We start from the raw sequence: 18218 nt of genomic DNA, 5'->3' as shown, positions 1-18218 counted from the left end.
GTGTTCAGGACGGGCCGGTTCCCGGCGCGCCTGGTGCAGCAGCTGTCGGGTCCAACGCCACTGGGTCTGGCAGCACCAGTCGGCCATTGTTCACCAGTAGTGGCTTCCGCAGCTCCATCCACGCGCGCTGCGTGTGGTAGGCGGCCCAGAGTTTCTTCTCGTGTCCTCGACGGGCTAGCAGGACTTGGGCGAACAGACCGATGCCCGACCATCCGAGGGCAGCTCCTGTGCCGAGCACGGAAGTATCCGGAAGGGAGCACGCAGCCAGCAGCACTGCAGACGAGAGCGCAGCGCAAAGTAGAAGCGCGGCTGCAGGCGGATCAACGTTCCTACGAGCCGACTTTGCCGAGTCAGGCCGATAACCGCTGACGTACCTAGCGAGCCAGAGGCCGCTCGGGCCGCCGATCGCGACGGCGGCGGACCACCAATGGTCCTCAACAACCGTGTGGTGAAGGATCGCTACGACGGCAAGGGCCAGGACGATTGCGCCCACGACACCCACTTGCTGCCGGAATCGCTTTGCTAGGTCGCGCGTACGGTCGGCGCGGCCCTCCTTCTTCGACAACGTCCACCCCTCCCTGACTCCCAGCGCTCCGGCCGCGATGTGAAGCCCGAGAGCCAACCAGAGCACCGTTCGATCGGTCTCACGGGCCGCGGCCGGCGAGTCAGTGGCGATGGCCACGCCGATCACAGCGGCGGCCGTGAGACCCGACAGGGCAATCGCCTCAAAGCCCAGCTTGAAGATGGAGCCCGAATACAGCGTGCGACTCCTAATCCCCGCTGGCATGAAGGAGTCCAGCAAGACGAAGTAATAGTTGCTGGTGGAGACGCCGTTGGGAGGCTTCGCAGTCCACTTCTCGAGCACGCGATGCGGAAGAGCAGCGTTGTAGATCTGAGAACGTGCCGGGACATCGACGAAGTAGAGGAATAGACCCGCTGCGAGAGTGAGCACCAAGCCCGCCAGCGCGTCATCAAACGGCCGCGGAACATCCAGCGCGAAGGTCTCCGTCACAACGACGTAGAGACCGAGAACCTGCGCCCCGGGGATAGCAATGCGGATGCCTTCGTAGAACTCGAAGCCAGAAGCGTTGATGTTTTCCTGCGCCACGTGTCAGAGCAAAGTGTCTACACGAGGTAGCGGCGCGGGCCTGTGGTCCGTCGCCCGCACCAATGGGCCTTCTGCTCGGGCAATCCGCGATGGAATTGGCGTCTGCAGATCTCGAGCGGCGGCAACGACTGCTCGCCCGTCTTCGGCGTCGTCGGTGATGAACTCGCTTCCGCAACCGTGCAGCGAAAGTAGGCGAAGCGCGAGACCCCAGGCCGGCGTTCCCCTAAGTGCCGGCATCGCCGCGTGAAGAAGTCGCAGGGTCGCGGGCTCGACGGTAGACCTAATGACGAGTGGTACTAGGCGCGAGACGAGCCACGAGTCGCCCGCAAGTGCTGCGGCCCTCAGGGAAGCGTTGGCGCCGAGACCAACCTCTTCGTGAGTTGCGAACTCCGCTAGGTAGGCCGTGAGTCTGGGTGCCTCCCAAGGCGCATGCTCAAGCAAGTTGAGGGCGGAATGGACTGCGATCGAGTCGTGTTCCGCAGCAAGTCGCGGGAGGACGAACCGGAGCTGTCGGCGGTTTGCGATCGGGTCCAGCAACGCGGTCTCGAGCACCGAGTGCAGACGGGCGGCTACCACCTCATCCGGGTCACGTTCCGGGTGGTAGACACTTGCGAGCGTACGGTGGTGCCTCTCCACCGCGTCGTGGGAAAGCAGCAACCGGGTCTTGTCCAGGTTGCGCCGCAAACCGACCTTGTAGAGGCCTTGGTCCAGAGCGGCAAGAACGGCTTGCGCTTCGGCCTGGCCGTCGACGAAAAAGCGATAGTCGTCGACCCACCGAGCGTAGGTCGTCCCTACGCCCGATTCAGCAACGGCGAGGACGATGTTGGCCAGGAACCGAGCATCTGAGTATCCCGTCGGCAGCGTTGTGACACCGACGGAGTGCATCGTCTGTCCCAGATCCGACAGCGCTGGCACTTCGACACCGATGAAGGACCTCAAGCACCGTTCGACAGTGGTCCACGGCGTGGACCCAAAGAACGACTTGACGTCGGTCAGAAGGAGATGTGAGCTGCTATCGGCTCGCTCGGCGACGAACTGGCTGAACGCACGCCAGTCGTCCGCGTAGCGATGGCCTTTTTCGGCGCCTCGGCGGTAGCCGAACACCGTCTTGGCCAGAGCAGCGTCCACCGTGTCACGCAGGGGCGCAACCGTCGCGTGCATCCGCGCGTGCAAGGCTGGATGGAGCATCCGCGCCACGAAACTCGCGCCACCGACTCCAGGGACCGTGATCGGGAGCGCTGCATAGGACCCGACATTCCCAGGGTCGCTGAGGAGGGTCTCGATATCGGCCCAAGCTGCGACATCCGGGGCCCATGCTCCAAGGACATCCTCGAAAAGGTCGCCGGCCGCGTTGCTGAGGGCGGTGGGGGTCGCGGTAGCAAGGGCCATGTCGAGGATTTTAGGTCTCGGCAGGGATGGAATCGAGGAGCGAGCGCAAGGAGTCCTCCCGAGGTCCACGGGACCGGCGCTTCGCGCGATCGGCTCTAAGGGCTGCAGAATGGGTGTGGACGGGGTCCAATCCGGGGTCCAAAGCGAGCCGCACGGAGCCGAACTCGGCGTAACTTGCCCGCCATGACTGCTGGGAATCGCACCCAGCGGAACTCACCCCGGGGCGCTGGGGGCCGGGCGGTCGCAGGTTCAAATCCTGTATCCCCGACTTGAGCGAAGGGCCCGCGAGTGCGGGCCCTTCGTCGTTGCGGCACGCGACGTCAAGCGCCCAGCACGCCGCTCGGATCCCCCGGGCGCATCTCGAAGCGCCGGCTCCGGGGACCACTTCCCGCAGATTCGATCAGGATCTCGCTCCACAGATGGGCGACGTCGCCGAGAACGCTCTGCCGGCCGACCGGGTCGACGACCTGCGGTTCATCACGCGCGTGAACGTCGAGGCTGTCTGTGCGACGCTCAGCGGCGTCGTGTTGGGATCACCGGCGTGCATGCTGGGCCTGTGGCTCGACCCTGATGGTCCGGCAGCCGATCCGGTCGCGGTCGTCCTTGGGACCGAGGCGCAGCGCCTGCGCGTCCTCGTGGGCGACTTCCCCCACTGGGACCTGTGGATGCCTCGCTGGGGAGAGGAGCACCCGCTCTCGACGGACCCTCGGGCGCTGGAGGGCTACGCGGACGCGGCGGAGCGACTGCTGGGCCACCTCACCCAGCGGCAGGTGCGGGACCCGGCGCGGTGGTCCTGGATCGAACGGCTCAGCGGCTCACCCAAGAACCTCCGGTCCAGCCCGCTGCTCCAGAGTTCGTGGCCTACGTCGCGGACCCCGAGCTCGGCAGCGAGCTGATCTCGAGCGTGGCGTTCGCCGCCGGGGAGCAGAAGCTGGCGCTGTTGGAGGATCTTGGACTGGCTCCGCAGTCCTGCAACAGCTCACGAGAACACGATGCATCCTGAGACCTCCGCGATCTGGCGGTGCGCCGCGCCGGGGGCACCGCTCGAGGACGTTCTGGAGCTGGTGGCTGAGCGGTGGTGATGACGCGCGTGCTCCGTGGCGGGGCGCTGGCCGGCGCCGTCTTGCTGTGTACGTCCGGGCAGGTCTGCTGGGCGGCCAGTCAGATGGTCTTGCCCGCTCCCGGTCTGATGAGCTACCCCGCCCTGGCGGGTGAGAGCATCGTCTACGCCACGAGGGGTCAGACGGGCCCGGCGACCGTGGTCCGGCATCCGTTCGCGGGGAGCACGTCGGTGCTCGCCACGCTGGTCTCCGGTGCACCCCCATCGGAACTCAGCATCGAGCCGTCAGCGACGCCGCTGGGCTGGTCTGCCCTGGTGTGGGATCTCTCGGCATCCTTGACGTACGTCGTTGCGGCGCCGTTCGGCTCCCCGGCGCAGCGCGCCACGGGCTGCCGGCCGGGCGGGCTGGCGACAAGTGGAGCGCAGGTGTTGATCAGCTCGCGCTGCGGTGTCGCGGTGAGCGACTTCCAGCTGCGCGCTCGTGCTCACGTTCCGGTTCCGGCACGCCGGGGCCGGATCGCCGGCCGATTCCTGAGCTGGGTGCGCTACAACCGCCGCAAGCAGAGCACCGAGATCGTGGTGGCTCGCGACGGGCCTCAAGACGTGCGGCGGCGGATCCTCGTGGCGCCGTTCAGCACCACAGGCGTCGAGCCGAACGGCTACGACCTCGGACCAGATGGCAGCGTGGCCCTGGTCGTTCGCCGTGAGGGGCTGGACATCAAGGCGCCGGGCTACCGGGTCGTGTTCTTCCCGGCAGACGGGCGCCGCGTGCAGCACCTGCGCCTTCCCACCTCACGTGGCTACCGGGTGCGGCTTCGAGGCCGCCGGTTGGGCTACCTGCGCGAACTAGCCGACGGACGCGCCGAGGTCGGCGTCGTGAGGCTGGACAGCGGCATGACGGTTCGCCTGAGCCGGGACGTGGCCACGCCGGAGACCGCTGACCGAGGCTTCGACTTCGACGGCCGCCGCCTGTCGTTCAGGAGTCGCGCGGTCCCGACGGACGTGCGGATCGTGACGCTCTAGACCGGGAGGCGCTCAGCGCGATGGCCTCGACGACGGAGGCGCTGGACACCGCGACGCGGGCGCTGCTGGACTGGACCTTCCGGTACGTCGACCTGACGCTGGGAGCGGCGCTCGGGGCCCATCAGGCGGCCCTGGCCGACTGGCTCAGAACCGCCGAGGCGGCGCGGGCCCACGAGCTGCGTGCCGTCGCCCGCGGAGACCACCGCGACCAGGACGAGGCGTCGCGGCGCATCTCCTAGGAGCTGGGGCGCGCGCACCTGGGCGTGGTCTGCTGGGCCGAGACCGACGACGTCGGCCCGGCGGAGCTCGAGGCGGCGGTGGACGCGGCCCGCGCGCTCGCTGGCGCCGAGGGGCGGACGACGCTCGAGCTGGGCCACGGCATCCTCGCCGGCTGGCTCAGCGGGGACGCGCTGGATGCCGGCGCGATCCTCGCAGACTGGCGCTCGACCGCGTCGGGCCCGGTCAGCATCGCCATCGGCGACCCGATGGTCGGCCTGGAGGGCTTCCGGCTCAGCCACGACGACGCGCTGGTCTGCCAACGCGTGGCGAGCCGGCGACGTCGCTGTGTGGGGATCGCCACGAGCTACCGCGAGGTGGCCCTGGTCGACCTCCTGACCCGGGACCTCGAGCGCGCGCAGCGGTTCGTGGCACGCGAGCTGGGACCGCTGAGCGCCGACCACGACGGCGCCCCCGGATGGCCGAGACGCTGCGGGTCTACCTCGAGGAGGGGTCGAGCCACGCGGCGGCGGCCCGACGCCTCGGGGTGCACACGAACACGATCTCCTACCGCGTCCAGAAGGCCGCCGGCCTCCTCGGACGGCCGGTCGACAGCCGCCGGCTGGAGACCTCGGCGGCGCTCATGCTCCTCGACGTCCTGCGGGCGCGAGCCGAGGCCCAGCCCGACGCCTCTCCGACGGCCTGCTGAGCCCGGCGCCGTTCGTCGCGGGCGCCGCAGCGACCTGCGCTCACGAGCGAACGGGCGCTCTACCCTGCTCGCGATGCGCATGACCAGGGCACGGAAGGTGGGCGGGGCGACGGCGGCGGCGATCGCGCTGGCGGCGGGTGCGGTCGCGGCGACCGGGACCGCTCCGGCGCAGACCCCGCCGGCCGAGCCCGAGAGCCTGCTCACGGTCGGCGTCGGCGAGAGCTACGTGAAGCTCGCGATGTTCGCCCCCACCGGCTCGCTCGTGCGCTTCGTCGAGGAGGTGGGCGGGACCCAGGAGCCGCTGGGCGAGGCGACCGCCGCGCTCGATGTCGGCCGGGGCGACGTGAGCGGCGCCTACGCGCCGGTGCCGATCCCGTGGCGCTGCGACCGCACCGTGCGCTACTTCAAGGCGACCGCCTTCCTCAAGGACGGCCGGACGATCGAGGCGACCAACCAGGGGCGCACGCCCGACTGCCGCGACCGCATCTCGGTGACCACGCGCTCGCGGGTCCAGCCCGGCAGCCGCGTGAGGATCAAGCTCAAGGACCGCTGGCAGCTCGGCGACGTCAAGGTCAAGGTCTGCACCCACCGGGCTGGCGGTGGGCGTCAGTGCTCCACCGAGGTCTTCAAGGCCGGCCAGCGCGCCGTCAGCGTCACGCGCGACGCCGGCTCGCGCGTCGGGCTGCTGGACCTCGACGTCGCCGTCGGGCGCTTCCACCAGCGCCAGCAGGTCGGAGTCGGCCGCGCCGCGCCCAAGGTCAACCGCCCCCGGCTGCTCGTCGCCGGCGACTCGATGATGCAGGGCATCGGCGCGATCCTCGCCGAGAAGCTGCGCTCGAAGTACCTCGTCTCCAGCGTCATCCGGTCGGGCTCCGGCGTGGCGAAGGACATCGGCAAGCCGTGGACGACCCTGGCCCGCGAGCAGGCCACGAAGCTCAAGCCGGCGGTGACCGTCGTCCTGCTCGGCGGGACCGACTCGATCGGGATGACCACCCCCAAGGGCGGCAAGGTCGAGTGCTGCGGCGAGCCCTGGCGCAAGGAGTACTTCCGCCGCGTCGACGGGATGGCCGACGCCTGGGGCCGCGACGGCCAGGGCAAGGTCGTGTGGGCGCTGCTGCCGGCGAGCAAGTTCAAGGAGCTCGACGAGGGCATCGCCGCGGTCAACGACGTGCTGCGGCGGGTCGCGGCGCGGCGCCCGAAGCTCAAGCTCGTGCCCCTGGACGCGATCTTCGGGACGACCTGGCAGGAGGAGATCGACGGGGTGAAGGTCCGCGACCCCGACGGCCTGCACTTCTCGCTGCCCGGTCAGCGCATCGCCGCCAACGCCTTCCTCAAGGCGCTGCGGGGCTGACCGGTGCCCGGCCTCGCGTCAGCGGGACCGGGTGAAGGTGCGCCGGGTGGTGTAGCGCTGCCCGCCCGTGCTCAGCGCGGTGGCCCTGAGGGTCAGCCGCCGCGCGCTCGAGCGCAGGGTGACCGTCCGGGTCGACCGGCTCCGCGTGAGCTTCACGGTGGTCAGCGGGCGCGAGCCCGAGAGCACCGTCACGGTGCAGGACCGCATCGTGGCGGCGCGCAGCGTGCAGCCGACCTGCAGGCGGCGGCTGCCGATGGCGCGCCGGGTGAGCACCACGCCGGGCCTCGTCGCCTCGCGCACCGCGGAGGTCGTCTGGTCGCGGCGGTCCTTGAGCGCGTCGAAGGCCTTGGCGGCCATGGCGTTCATGCCGGGAGCGCCGGGGTGCAGGATGTTCTGGCCGCCCGAGGCCGGCTCGACCCAGCGCACGCCGTCGGCCTGGCAGGCGTCGTGGCCCACCGACGCGGGCTCGACGTCGATGAGGAAGCTGCCCGTCTGCCGCGCGGCCTGGCGCAGGACCTCGTTGAGCTGGAGCTGGAGGCGGTGGATGTACGGGACGTCGCGCTCGGCGATCGGCACCCGCGCCCGGCAGCCGCCCGTCGGCGGCAGCAGCATCGGGTAGGTCAGGATCGCCACGGTCGCCCGCGGCGCGCGGTCATGGACGTCCTTGAGCGCCTGGACCACCGCGGGGAAGGTCTTGGTGCGCAGCGTCTCGTCGTTCGTGGCGGCGTAGCGCTGCTCGCACGACGCGCCCTGGCCGCCGGTGAACGCGCAGGCGAAGAGCGTCCCGAAGAACACGCTGTTGTCGTTGCCGCCGATGGTCATCGTCACGAGCTCGGTGTCGGAGCTCAGCGCGTTGAGCTGGGGTCCGACCTCGCGGTACTGCGCGTTGCGGAACGCGCGGGTGTCGGCACCGGCGCAGGTGACGTCCTTGATCGAGGCGCCCAGCCGCCGCGCGAGGAGCTTGGGGTAGTTGCGGTCCGACCGGATGCAGGCCTGGAACGCGCTCGTGTCCGGCGGTCCGACGCCCGAGCCGGCGCTGAACGAGTCGCCGAGCGCCACGTACTTCAGCGGCGCCGCCGAGGCGCTGCCCGTCGCGCCCAGCGCGGCGGCCGCGACCGCCACGAGACCCAGCACGACGCGGCGGCGTCCCCGCCGTCCCACGACCTGCATCGACATGCCCGCCTCCTTGCTCATCCCCGGAGTGCGCATCCTGCCACGCTCGAAGGGTCGCGCGGGCCGTCCGACGTCAGGTCCCTGGTGTGCGGCGTCGCCGCGCCTTCGACGCGGCGAGCTGCGCCCTGGTGCGGGCGGCCCGGGCCACGAGGTCGCGCCGCCGGGCGCCGCGACCCGCGGCCTCCGGCGACGCGCCGGCGTCGTGCTGCTCCAGCCGCCGCTGGCTGAGGCGCGCGGCGACGGCGAGGATGCGCAGGTGGTGGTCGGTCATGTCGGTGGCTCGTCCGTCGGGAGGTGGGACAGCGCCTGGGCCAAGGCGACGGGCAGGGCCTCGCCGAGGTCGTCGTCGAGCAGGCGGAAGCCCAGGACGTGCTCGGCGTCGAGGGCGGGTTCGAGTGGCGCGCCGCATGCGGGACAGGCCACGAGGTGTGCTGCGGCGGCGCGAGAGACGCGAAGCCGACAGCCTGGGCAGCAGGCGTGGGTCATGGACGACCTTCCAGTAGAGCCCGGAGGGTCGAGTGTACCCCTCCCCGCGCGGGGCCCCCCTGGGGCGGCACCCCCGACGGAGTACGCTCGTCGAGACAGGGCAGTTCCATCCCGCTCGAGCACCGCGACGCCGCCCACGGCCGTGCCGCCGCTCAGGAAGGTCGTCGCCATGAAGACCGCCCCCGCCCGGCCCTGGAGTGCCGCCCGCGGCGAACCGCCCACGGCCCGCGTCCGCAGCGTGCCTCGGACCTCGGAGCGCTGAGGCATGCGCGACCGGCACGTCCCGCGCCTCTGCGCCGCCTGCCAGCGACCCCTGGCGCGTCAGGACGCCAGCTGCTGGAGCTGCGACACCGCCTGCCCTCCGGAGGGCGAGCGCGGCCCCGAGCCGCGAGCGACCTCGCCGGCCGTGCCCGGGGCGCACGCGCCCGCGGCCTAGGGCGGTGGCGCGCTAGCCCAACCGGTCGAGCAGCAGCGCGAGCCCCGCAGCGGCGAAGGCCTCCATGTTCGCCGCGCGGTCGTCGTCGCCGGTGAGGACGTGCCGCGTGCTCGGGCCGTCGGGGCCGTGCACCGCGAGCCACGAGTGGCCGGCGGGGTCGCCGTAGGGGTTGCCGGTCGGGCCGCTGGCGCCCGTCTCGCCGAAGCCCCAGTCGGCGCGGAGCTTCGTGGCGACCGCCGAGGCGAGCCACACCGCGAAGGGCTCGGACGCGCTGCGCACGCCCTCGTCGAGGGGGCGGGCGTCGGCCAGGAGGGCCTTCGCCCCGCCCAGCGTGTAGATGACGACGCCCCCGCGGTGGAAGGCCGAGGCGCCCGGGACGGCGATGAGGGCGGCGGTGACGAGGCCGCCGCCGGAGGACTCGGCCAGCGCGAGCGTCTCGCCGCGGTCCTCGAGGCGCTGGGCCACCGCGGCGGCGGGCTCGGTGAGGGTGGTGGGCAGCGGGGCCATGGCGCGCGCGGCCTAGGCGCCGGCGGCGAGCCAGCCGTCGACGAGGTCGCGGGCGATGGCCATCGACGGCGGCAGGATGAGGTCGGTCTCCACCTGGGGCGGCGGCGGCGCGCCCTCGGTCGGCCACGGCTCCTCGTGGCGCGCGGCCGCGGCGACCTCCTCGCGCGTGAACCAGCGAACCGCCTCCAGCTCGGGGTCGGCGACATGGGCCTCGCCGCCGTCCCAGGTCGCCTCGAAGCCCAGCATGAGGTTCGCGGGGAACGGCCAGGGCTGTCCGGCCACGTAGCGGACGTCGCGCACCGCGACGCCGGCCTCCTCGGCGACCTCGCGGGCGACCGCGGCCTCGAGCGTCTCGCCCGGCTCGACGAACCCCGCGAGCGCCGAGAAGCGCCCGGCGGGCCAGGACGGCTGGCGGCCCAGCAGGAGCCGGTCGCCCTCGCGGTCGGCGACGACGACGATGACGACCGGGTCGGTGCGCGGGTGGTGCTGGTGGCCGTTGGCGCAGGTCCGGACGTGGCCGGCCTCGCCGGCCTGCGTCGCCGTCCCGCAGCGGCCGCAGAACGCGGTGGCCGCGTGCCAGCCGACCATCGCCTGCGCGTGGGCGAGCAGGCCCGCCTCGGCGGCGTCGGCCCGGGCGGCGAGGCCGCGCAGGTCGCGCAGCTCGACCGGCGAGCCGTCGCCGCCGTCCGCCGCCCGCGCGAAGACGGGACGCTCGCCGTCGAGCCCGAGGAAGATCGCGTCGGGGCCCGCAGGTCCATCGGTGACGCCGATGCCCGCGCGGCCGACGACGACCACGCGCGCGCTCGCGTCCTGCCGGGCCTGCTCCTGCCACGCCGCGTCGGTGCGCCGGTGGCCCGCCCGGTCGAGCGTCCCTCCGGCGAAGGTGGGGACGATCGGCGCGTGGAGAGGCACGGCGCCAGGCTACCCGCGCGCGCCTCGGGCGCTCACGGCGCCGGCGTGGTCTCGGGCGCCTCGGGCGCGACCGGCGTCGTCTCGGTCACCGGCGGCTCGCCCTCGCCCTCGGGCGTCGTGGGCGTCGTCGCCGGCGCCGTGGTCGTCCGCGGCGTCGTCGGCGTGGTGCGCGGCGTCGTCGACGTCGTCGTGCGCGGCTCCCGCGGCTCGGTCGTGGTCGGCGTCGTGGTGGTGGTCGTCTGCGGCGCGGTCGGGACGGTGCGCGACCGTTCGCGCTCCTCCCGCTCGCGCTCCTGCTCGCGCTCGAGCGCGCGGGCGGCGGCAGCCGGCCGGCTGCTCGGGCCGGTCTCGGGCGGCGGGCGGACGACGACGTAGAGCGCCAGCACCGCGGCGAAGACGAAGGCCAGCACCGCCGTCGAGGTGCGCATGCGACCGCCCAGGACGGTCGGCGGGATCCGGCGGCCGTCACTCATGCGTCCGCCGTCGGCGTGCCGGCCGCGCTGTCGGGGGACGAGCTCATGCCGGCCTGCTGCAGGGCCTGGGCGATGCGGACCCGCAGCAGGCGCGCGACCTCGAACTGCTTGCCGGGCAGGGTCCGGGCGACGACGCGCAGCGTCACCTCGTCGGCCTCGAAGCGCTCGACGCCCATGACCGACGGCTCGTCGAGCAGCAGCTGGCGGACCTCGTCGTCGGCGTAGGCGGCGGCGCCGACCTCGCGCAGCAGCTCGGTGGCCTGGCCGAGGTCGGTGCCCAGCTGCAGCGGGACGTCGACGACCGCGCGGGCCCAGTCGCTGGAGAGGTTCGTGACCTGGACGATCTGGCCGTTGGGGATGATCACCCGCTCGCCGCCCGCGGTCCGCAGCCGGGTGATGCGCAGCGTCACGTCCTCGACCGTGCCGGTCGCGCCCGCCGTGTTCGGCGTGGGGGCGATGTCGATCAGGTCGCCGACGCCGTACTGGCGCTCGGCGATGATGAAGCCGCCGCCGATGAGGTCGCTCACGAGCCGCTGGGCGCCCAGGCCGAGGGCGACGCCGCCGGCCGCGAGCGGCGCGGCCAGGCTCGCGAACGGGATGCCGAAGCGGTGGACGACGAGCGCCGCGGTGATCGTCCACATGAGCACGACGGCGCTCCACGCGAGGATCTGCACGACGGCGCGGCGGTGCTTGCTGGTCTCCGAGCGCACCAGCGCGTCCTCGTCCTGGCCCTCGGCGATGCGGCGCAGCAGCCGGTCGCGGAACCAGCCGATGAAGCGGCCCAGCAGGACCGACCCGAGGATGAGCAGGACGATCTCCAGCAGCTCGCCCCGGATCCAGACGTCGAGGTCGTCGAGCGGCGTGATGTCGGCGGCCGGCAGGGCGATGCGTTCCATCCTGCCAGCTCGGTCGCGTATGGTCGGCGCGTCGGAGGTGGGGAGCCACGACGGAGAGGCAGGGTCAGGATGGCGAGGACGTTCGACGTGCGCCGGGTGGGGCTGCTGGCGGCTGCCCTGGCGGCGCTGGGCGCGGGCAGCGCGAGCGCGGCGCCGCCCGCGCTGGAGCTCGAGGTGCTCTCCAACCGCGCCGACCTCGTCTCCGCGGGCGACGCGCTCGTCGCCGTCGACCTGGCACCCGGCGTCTCCGCGGACGGCCTCAGGGTCCGCCTCGGCCGGCGCGACGTGACGGGGGCGTTCGCCAAGCGCGCGAGCGGCCGGGTCGAGGGCCTCGTCGAGGGGCTCGCCGACGGGCGCAACGTCCTCACCGCCACGCTGCCCGGGGGCCGCGGCGCGCGGCTCGAGGTCACCAACCACCCCAACGGCGGGCCGGTCTTCTCCGGCCCGCAGCTGCAGCCGTGGACCTGCCAGCCCACGGCGGTCGACCGGCAGTGCAACGAGCCGCCGAAGGTGCGCTTCCTCTACCAGCCCCGCGGCCGGTCGCTGCTCGAGCCCTACGACCCGGCCAGCCCGCCGAGCGACGTCGCGACGACGACGACCGACACCGGCGCGACCGTCCCGTTCATCGTGCGCTCCGAGGTCGGCTACCAGGACCGCAGCCGCTACCGCATCGACAGCCTCTTCCAGCCCGGCACCACCTGGGACCGCTTCGCGCCGCCGCGCTCGTACAACGGCAAGGTGCTGGTCATGCACGGCGGCAGCTGCGGGACGGCGTACCGCCCGACCGACCCGCCGTTCACCGACTACTCCGGGACGCTCGACGGGGTGGGGACGCCGGACAGCTCCGTCGTCGCGCTCGGCCGCGGCTTCACCGTCATGGCGACGGCGCTCGCGAACTCGGGCGTGAACTGCAACCCGGCGCTCCAGGCCGAGTCGATCATGATGGCCAAGGAGCGGGTGGTCGAGCGCCTCGGCGACGTGCGCTACGTCATCGGCACCGGCTGCTCGGGCGGATCGCTCGCGCAGCTCTGGATCGCCAACGCGTACCCCGGCCTCTACGACGGCCTCATCACGCAGTGCACGTTCCCGGACGCCGGCTCCACGGCGCAGCAGATCATGGACTACGCGCTGCTGGCGAACTTCCTCGGCGTGCCGATCTCCGGCCCCGGGACCGGGGACGTCGGCGGCGTCCCGCTGAACACCGTCATCGGCGTCGTCGCGCCGCGGCGCGCGGGCTGGACGACCGCCCACGTCGCCGCGATCGCGGGCGACGGCGTCCTGAACCTCCCGGTCGGCGCGAACTGGGGCGTGAGCGCGGCGGCGTACTTCGGGCTCGCCGCGCCCGACGACCGGTGCCCAGGCATCGAGCGCGACGAGGTCTACGACGCCCAGCACCGGCCGGGCGGGGTGCGCTGCGGGATCATCGACTGGGCGATGAACCTCCTGGGCCCGCGCGACCCGGCGGTGTGGAGCCCGCAGGAGCGCGCGGCCGGCCGGGGCTTCGCCGGCCTGCCGGTCGACAACGTCGGCGTGCAGTACGGCCTGGGCGCCCTGCGCGGCGGGCGGATCACGCCCGAGCAGTTCGTCGAGCTCAACGAGGCCATCGGCGGCCTCGACGTCGACTTCCGGCCGCGGGCCGCCCGCACGGTGGCCGACCGCCCGGCGCTGGCCAACGCCTACCGGACCGGGATCGTCAACCAGGCCGACCACCTCGACCGGGTGCCGATCATCAACCTCGCCGGCCCGAACGACCCCGGCCTGGCGCACGACAGCTACCGCGCGTTCGCGCTGCGCGAGCGCCTCGTGCGCGAGCACGGCACCGCGGCCAACCAGGTGATGTGGCAGGGCCCGGTGCCGATCGTCGGCGACCTGCACTACACGGCCCAGGCCCTCGTCGCGATGGACCGCTGGCTCGGCGCGGTCCAGGCCGACCGGTCGGATCGCACGCTGGCCCAGAAGGTCCGCGCGAACCGACCCGCCGACGTCCGCGACCAGTGCTCCAACGGCAACGGCACGAAGGTCGCCGACGGGCTCTGCGGCCCGGTGGTCGTGCCGGTGTACGGCACCCCGCGCACGATCGCGGGCGAGCCGCTCTCCACCGACCAGAACAAGTGCCGTCTGCGTCCGCTGTCGTCCTCGGACTACCGCGCGTCGTTCACCGCGTCGCAGTGGCGCCGGCTCGAGCGCGCGTTCCCGGAGGGCGTGTGCGACTGGTCGGCGCGGGGGGTCGACCAGGTCCCGACCGTGCCCTGGCTGCGCTACGGCGACGCGCGGGGCAAGGCGGTCTTCGGCGGCGAGCCGCTCGGCGCGCCGGCGCCGTCGCGCAGCTGCAAGGACCTCCGGGCGCTGCGCGTCACGCTGCCGTCCCGGTGGCTGCGCACGGCGACGGTCACGGTCAACGGCGCGCGCGTGAAGCGCCTGCGCGGCAAGGGCCTGCGCCGGGCGGTCCGGCTCTCGCGCTTCCCCGACGGGACGGTGCGGGTGCGCGTCGCGGGCAGGACCAAGGGCGGCAAGCGGGTGGCGAAGACCCGCCGCTTCGAGGTCTGCCGGGCGCGCTGACCGGCTCACCGGCTGACGACGACCTCGTCGGTGAGCCGCTGGAGCTTGCGGGGGTTGCGCACGAGGAAGAGGTGGGTGATCCGGCCCTCGGCGACGGCGACGCTCACGGCGGTGTCGAACTCGCCGGCCGGGTCGACCCGCGCGGCCGGCGCGCCGTTGAGCCACACGCGGCCGATGCGCACGCCCGGCGCGCGCTGCGGGAAGAGCGACAGCAGGCGCGCCACCTTGCGGCTGCCGTGCACGGGCACGCGCACGGCCTGGACCTCGCCCCCGCCGTCGGCGAGCAGGACGACGTCCGGGGCCAGCACGTCGAGCAGCCCCTGCACGTCGCCGTCCTGGACCGCGGCCACGAAGCGGTCGAGCACGCGCCGGTGCTCGGCGCGGTCGACCGCCATCCGGGGCCGGCGCGCCGCCACGTGCTCGCGCGCCCGATGCGCGATCTGGCGGACCGCGGCCGGGCGCTTGCCGACCGCGGCCGCGATCTCGTCGTAGGGCACGTCGAAGACCTCGCGCAGCACGAACACCGCCCGCTCCGCCGGCCCGAGCGTCTCGAGCACCGTGAGCGTCGCCAGCGAGAGGCTCTCGGCCAGCTCGACGTCCTCCGCGACGTCGGGGCTCGTGAGCACCGGCTCGGGCAGCCACTCGCCGACGTAGTCCTCGCGCCGGCGCGCGAGCGTCCGCAGCCGGTTGAGCGCCTGCCGGGTGACGACCTGGACGAGGTAGGCCCGCGGGTCGCGCACCTGCGCCCGGTCGACCGCGTCCCACCGCAGCCACGTCTCCTGCACCACGTCCTCCGCGTCGGCCGCCGAGCCCAGCAGCTCGTAGGCGACGGTGAAGAGCAGGCTGCGGTGGGCGACCCAGGGGTCGTCGCTCATGCCGTCGCCGTCGCCAGGGTCAGCGGTGGCAGGTCGCAGGAGGCCGACAGCCCCTCGGACTCCATGCCCAGGGCGGTGTTCATGCGGCTGTAGAGGTTCGCAAGCGCGATGAACGCCGTCAGCTCCACGAGCGCCGGCGCACCGAGCGCCTCGCGCAGGCGCGTCGACAGCTCGTCGGTCACCGCCGTCGGCGTCTGGGCCATGGCCTCCGCGTACTCGAGGACGTCGCGCTCGAGCGCCGTGAACGCGTCCGAGCCCCGCCACACCGGCACCTGCCGCGCCTTGGCCAGGTCCAGCCCCGCGTGGTGGGCCTGGTAGTAGCCGAAGTCCAGGCAGGCGCTGCAGCCCACGACGCTCGCCGTCGCCATGTGCGCGAAGGCCTTGAGCTGCGCGTCGCAGGCGTCCCAGCGCTCGGCCTTGCGCCCGAGCCCGAACATGAACCGCATGACCCTGCGGTTGTGCCACGCGACGCCGAGCGAGTCCGGGACGCGGCCGACCTTCCTGCGGGCCATGCGCTTGACGAGCGCGCCGGAGAGGCCGCTGAGCTCGGCGGGCGGGATGCGGTGGGTGGTGGTCGTCATGGCACGGAGACACCGCCCGCGACCGCCGCGTGACAGCCCTCACGCCTCGAGCGCCGCGCGCGTGCGCTCCCGCCACTGCGGGATCCGCGCCCGGAAGTCCTCGTCGGGGTTCACGGTCCACATGAACGCGGAGCCGATGCCCTCGGCGACGATGGCGTGCGCCGTGGTCTCGGCGTCGAGCTCCGGGCGCACCGAGCCGTCGGCCTGGCCGTCGAGCACCGCGGCCAGGACGTCGGCGCGCAGGCCCGCGACCCACGCGGCGACGCGGTCGGTGAGGGCCGACCCCCTGCCCGCGGCGACGAACTCGACGGAGAAGATCGTGCGCATCAGCGCGGGGTCGTCCTCGACGAGGGCGGCGACCGTGTCGAGCCGCGCCAGGACGCGCTCCAGGCCGGAGGCGTCGTCGTCGGGCGACCTGGTCAACGGCGCCTCGTAGGCCGAGCGCAGCACGGCGTCGATGAGCTGCTCCTTGGAGCCGAAGCGGGCCCGCACCATCGACCGGCTGTAGCCGGCGCGCCGGCCGATCTCGGCGGCGGTGGCGGCCTCGTAGCCGCCCTCGGCGATGAGCTCGACCGCGGCGCGGAAGAGCCGGGCGGTGGACTCCTCGACGCGTTCCTGCTGGGTCCGGCGGGGGCGCGGCACGTCGCGATCGTAGCCGGGACCGAACTTATTGCCACGCGACAACTAAGTTGCGCTAGCGTCGCGCCATGCAGCTGGTCGAGACGGTGGGGAGGCCGCGGCCGTGAGCGCGGTGGCGGTCGTCCCCGAAGCCGCGGCGCCGCTCGGCGAGGACGCGCACGAGCTGCGGCGCCTGGCCCGCGCCATGGCCGTCCAGCGCTGGGCGGCGACCCTCGCCTTCCTCGTGCCGCCCGTCGTGCTCCTGGCGCTCTTCGGCACGGGGCTCATGCCCCCGCAGCCGGCCAACCACAGCGACGCGCAGATCGCTGCGTTCTACGCCGAGCACACGGACCTGCGCATCGCCGGCATCGTCGTGTCGTTCCTCGCGATCGGCCTGGTCGGACCGCTCGTGGCGGCCATCTCGATGCAGATGCTGCGCGTCGAGGGACGCCACCCGACGATGGCGTTCCTCCAGCTCGTCGCGGGCGCGGTGGTGTGGGTGATGCTCACCGTCCCGCTGCTCATCATGCTCGTGGCGGCCTACCGCGCCGACCGCGACCCGGCCCTGACGCGCACGCTGCACGACCTCGCGTGGGTGATGTTCCTCATCCCGATCGCGCCCTTCGTGGTGCAGAACGTCGCGATCGCGGTCACGACGTTCTCCGACGACGCGGCCGAGCCGGTCTTCCCGCGGTGGGTGGCCTGGGCCAACCTGCTGATCGCGGCCTCGTTCCTGCCCGACGTCCTGCTCGGCTTCTTCCACTCCGGGCCGTTCGCCGTGCAGGGGCTCGCGGCGTTCTGGATCCCCACGGTGACCTACGGCCTCTGGCTGCCGATCATGGCCTGGGCGACACGGCGGGCCGTCCTGCAGCAGCAGCGCCTCGAGGGCGTGTGAGCGACCTCCCCGCCTTCCTCCAGCCGCCGCCCCCGCGGGCCCGGCGCCCCGTGGCGGCCGCGTCGTCGGCGCCGGTCCGGCCGGCGGCGGGGCGCGTCCCGGGCGAGGCAGGACTGTGGGTCCTGCTGCTGGGCGACATGACCGTCTTCGCGCTGTTCTTCGGCGCGTACCTCGTCGCCCGCGGCGGCGACCCGGCGGGCTTCGCCGAGGCGGGGAGCGCGCTGTCGCCGGGCCTCGGCGTCCTCAACACGCTGGTGCTGCTCACCAGCTCGCTCTTCGTCGCCTCGGCCGTGCGGGCGTTCCGCCTCGAGGGCGGCGAGCGCGACGCCCGCCGGTTCGTCGCCCTCACGCTCGCCTGCGCCGCGGCCTTCCTGGCCGTCAAGGGCCTGGAGTGGGCCGAGCTGCTCGGCGCCGGCGACACGCCCGAGCGCGCGGACTTCTTCATGTACTACTTCGCCATCACCGGGGTGCACGCCCTGCACCTGGTCGTGGGCGTGGGGGCGCTCGCGCTGTTGTGGCGCACCGTGCGCCGGCCCGCGCGCCGGCCGCGCGACGAGCTCGTGGTGGAGTGCGCGGCGGGCTACTGGCACATGGTCGACCTGCTGTGGCTGCTCATCTTCCCGCTGCTCTACATGGCCGCCGCATGAGCGCCGCCGCGTTCGACCGCCGCCAGCTCGTCACCTGGACGGTCCTCGTGGCGGCGACCGTCCTGTCGTGGGCGGTGGGGGCGCACCACCAGGCGACGGGCGCCGTCCACGCCGGCGCCGCCGTCGCTCTCGCGGTCGCGCTGCTCAAGGCCCGATGGGTCGGCCGCGAGTTCATGGAGGTCCGCGGAGCCCCGCTCGCCCTGCGCCGCGTCCTGGACGGCTGGTGCCTGGCCGTCGGCGGCGCGCTCGTGGTGCTCTACCTCGCGGTCTGAGGCCCGCTCCCACACCTCGGCTGGACAGCCTG

21 protein-coding genes and 1 pseudogene are annotated in these 18218 nt (G+C 73.3%); 10 read left to right on the top strand and 12 right to left on the bottom strand.

Annotated elements, in window-relative coordinates:
- Positions 1 to 4: 4 nt before the first annotated feature.
- Entirely contained in the window at positions 5 to 1108 is a 1104-nt protein-coding gene (locus JUB12_RS07005; RefSeq protein WP_205698908.1) for a hypothetical protein, read from the bottom strand.
- Between the two features lie 3 nt (positions 1109 to 1111).
- A complete protein-coding gene (locus JUB12_RS07000) occupies positions 1112 to 2497 on the bottom strand; it encodes an RNA-directed DNA polymerase (protein WP_205698907.1) in 1386 nt (461 codons plus the stop codon).
- A gap of 419 nt (positions 2498 to 2916) precedes the next feature.
- Between JUB12_RS07000 and JUB12_RS06995 the strand changes: the two genes are divergently transcribed.
- The 6 genes and pseudogenes from JUB12_RS06995 to JUB12_RS21935 all read left to right on the top strand — a co-directional run bounded on the left by JUB12_RS06995 (position 2917) and on the right by JUB12_RS21935 (position 6856).
- On the top strand, positions 2917 to 3393 hold the full coding sequence (locus tag JUB12_RS06995) for a hypothetical protein (RefSeq protein WP_205698906.1): 477 nt from the start codon (positions 2917 to 2919) through the stop codon (positions 3391 to 3393).
- A gap of 293 nt (positions 3394 to 3686) precedes the next feature.
- Positions 3687 to 4580, top strand: coding sequence for a hypothetical protein (locus JUB12_RS06990; RefSeq protein WP_205698905.1), 894 nt, complete (start codon positions 3687 to 3689; stop codon positions 4578 to 4580).
- Between the two features lie 20 nt (positions 4581 to 4600).
- Positions 4601 to 4819, top strand: a complete 219-nt coding sequence (locus tag JUB12_RS06985; RefSeq protein WP_205698904.1) for a hypothetical protein — start codon at positions 4601 to 4603, stop codon at positions 4817 to 4819.
- 3 nt (positions 4820 to 4822) lie between these two features.
- A pseudogene (locus JUB12_RS22320) lies at positions 4823 to 5113 on the top strand (PucR family transcriptional regulator); the annotation flags it as partial.
- 161 nt (positions 5114 to 5274) lie between these two features.
- Positions 5275 to 5505: a helix-turn-helix domain-containing protein gene (locus JUB12_RS21940; protein ID WP_241004450.1), complete on the top strand. Its 231-nt coding sequence runs from the start codon at positions 5275 to 5277 to the stop codon at positions 5503 to 5505.
- A 73-nt stretch (positions 5506 to 5578) separates the two neighbouring features.
- A complete protein-coding gene (locus JUB12_RS21935) occupies positions 5579 to 6856 on the top strand; it encodes a hypothetical protein (protein ID WP_241004449.1) in 1278 nt (425 codons plus the stop codon).
- An 18-nt stretch (positions 6857 to 6874) separates the two neighbouring features.
- On the opposite strand, the gene JUB12_RS06975 is transcribed toward JUB12_RS21935, so the two are convergent.
- The 7 genes from JUB12_RS06975 to JUB12_RS06945 form a co-directional block, all read right to left on the bottom strand.
- The gene (locus JUB12_RS06975; protein WP_205698902.1) at positions 6875 to 8050 is read right to left on the bottom strand and encodes an SGNH/GDSL hydrolase family protein; all 1176 of its coding nucleotides are present in this window, start codon (positions 8048 to 8050) and stop codon (positions 6875 to 6877) included.
- Between the two features lie 52 nt (positions 8051 to 8102).
- On the bottom strand, positions 8103 to 8300 hold the full coding sequence (locus JUB12_RS06970) for a hypothetical protein (RefSeq protein ID WP_205698901.1): 198 nt from the start codon (positions 8298 to 8300) through the stop codon (positions 8103 to 8105).
- Positions 8297 to 8452 (bottom strand): hypothetical protein, encoded by a 156-nt coding sequence (locus tag JUB12_RS06965; protein WP_205698900.1) that lies wholly within the window; start codon positions 8450 to 8452, stop codon positions 8297 to 8299. Before JUB12_RS06965 ends, JUB12_RS06970 begins: the two co-directional genes overlap by 4 nt.
- A gap of 511 nt (positions 8453 to 8963) precedes the next feature.
- Positions 8964 to 9458 (bottom strand): CinA family protein, encoded by a 495-nt coding sequence (locus JUB12_RS06960; protein WP_205698899.1) that lies wholly within the window; start codon positions 9456 to 9458, stop codon positions 8964 to 8966.
- Between the two features lie 12 nt (positions 9459 to 9470).
- Positions 9471 to 10370 carry an NAD(+) diphosphatase gene (gene nudC, locus JUB12_RS06955; protein ID WP_205698898.1) on the bottom strand — a complete coding sequence of 300 codons (900 nt, stop codon included), beginning with the start codon at positions 10368 to 10370 and terminating at the stop codon, positions 9471 to 9473.
- A 32-nt stretch (positions 10371 to 10402) separates the two neighbouring features.
- Entirely contained in the window at positions 10403 to 10843 is a 441-nt protein-coding gene (locus JUB12_RS06950; RefSeq protein WP_205698897.1) for a hypothetical protein, read from the bottom strand.
- On the bottom strand, positions 10840 to 11739 hold the full coding sequence (locus tag JUB12_RS06945) for a mechanosensitive ion channel family protein (protein ID WP_205698896.1): 900 nt from the start codon (positions 11737 to 11739) through the stop codon (positions 10840 to 10842). The genes JUB12_RS06950 and JUB12_RS06945 overlap by 4 nt, the downstream gene beginning before the upstream one ends.
- 69 nt (positions 11740 to 11808) lie before the next feature.
- Here JUB12_RS06945 and JUB12_RS06940 point away from each other — a divergent pair, with 69 nt between their 5' ends.
- A complete protein-coding gene (locus JUB12_RS06940; protein ID WP_205698895.1) occupies positions 11809 to 14298 on the top strand; it encodes a DUF6351 family protein in 2490 nt (829 codons plus the stop codon).
- A 5-nt stretch (positions 14299 to 14303) separates the two neighbouring features.
- On the opposite strand, the gene JUB12_RS06935 is transcribed toward JUB12_RS06940, so the two are convergent.
- The 3 genes from JUB12_RS06935 to JUB12_RS06925 are packed head-to-tail and all read right to left on the bottom strand — an operon-like array spanning position 14304 to position 16396.
- Positions 14304 to 15173: an RNA polymerase sigma-70 factor gene (locus JUB12_RS06935; protein WP_205698894.1), complete on the bottom strand. Its 870-nt coding sequence runs from the start codon at positions 15171 to 15173 to the stop codon at positions 14304 to 14306.
- Positions 15170 to 15754, bottom strand: a complete 585-nt coding sequence (locus JUB12_RS06930) for a carboxymuconolactone decarboxylase family protein (protein WP_205698893.1) — start codon at positions 15752 to 15754, stop codon at positions 15170 to 15172. Before JUB12_RS06930 ends, JUB12_RS06935 begins: the two co-directional genes overlap by 4 nt.
- A 39-nt stretch (positions 15755 to 15793) precedes the next feature.
- On the bottom strand, positions 15794 to 16396 hold the full coding sequence (locus tag JUB12_RS06925) for a TetR/AcrR family transcriptional regulator (RefSeq protein ID WP_205698892.1): 603 nt from the start codon (positions 16394 to 16396) through the stop codon (positions 15794 to 15796).
- A gap of 100 nt (positions 16397 to 16496) precedes the next feature.
- Between JUB12_RS06925 and JUB12_RS06920 the strand changes: the two genes are divergently transcribed.
- Genes JUB12_RS06920 through JUB12_RS06910 form a run of 3 tightly spaced genes read left to right on the top strand, consistent with a single transcriptional unit; the run spans position 16497 to position 18186 of the window.
- The gene (locus JUB12_RS06920; RefSeq protein WP_205698891.1) at positions 16497 to 17267 is read left to right on the top strand and encodes a hypothetical protein; all 771 of its coding nucleotides are present in this window, start codon (positions 16497 to 16499) and stop codon (positions 17265 to 17267) included.
- The gene (locus JUB12_RS06915; protein ID WP_205698890.1) at positions 17264 to 17914 is read left to right on the top strand and encodes a cytochrome c oxidase subunit 3; all 651 of its coding nucleotides are present in this window, start codon (positions 17264 to 17266) and stop codon (positions 17912 to 17914) included. Before JUB12_RS06920 ends, JUB12_RS06915 begins: the two co-directional genes overlap by 4 nt.
- Positions 17911 to 18186, top strand: coding sequence for a cytochrome C oxidase subunit IV family protein (locus tag JUB12_RS06910; protein WP_205698889.1), 276 nt, complete (start codon positions 17911 to 17913; stop codon positions 18184 to 18186). The genes JUB12_RS06915 and JUB12_RS06910 overlap by 4 nt, the downstream gene beginning before the upstream one ends.
- Positions 18187 to 18218 lie beyond the last annotated feature (32 nt).

Origin of the sequence: Conexibacter sp. SYSU D00693, assembly GCF_017084525.1 — a bacterium.
In the GTDB taxonomy this organism is placed as follows: Bacteria; Actinomycetota; Thermoleophilia; order Solirubrobacterales; family Solirubrobacteraceae; genus Baekduia.
The sequence above is the reverse complement of the archived record's forward strand: the minus strand, read 5'-3'. Positions and strand labels throughout refer to the sequence as shown.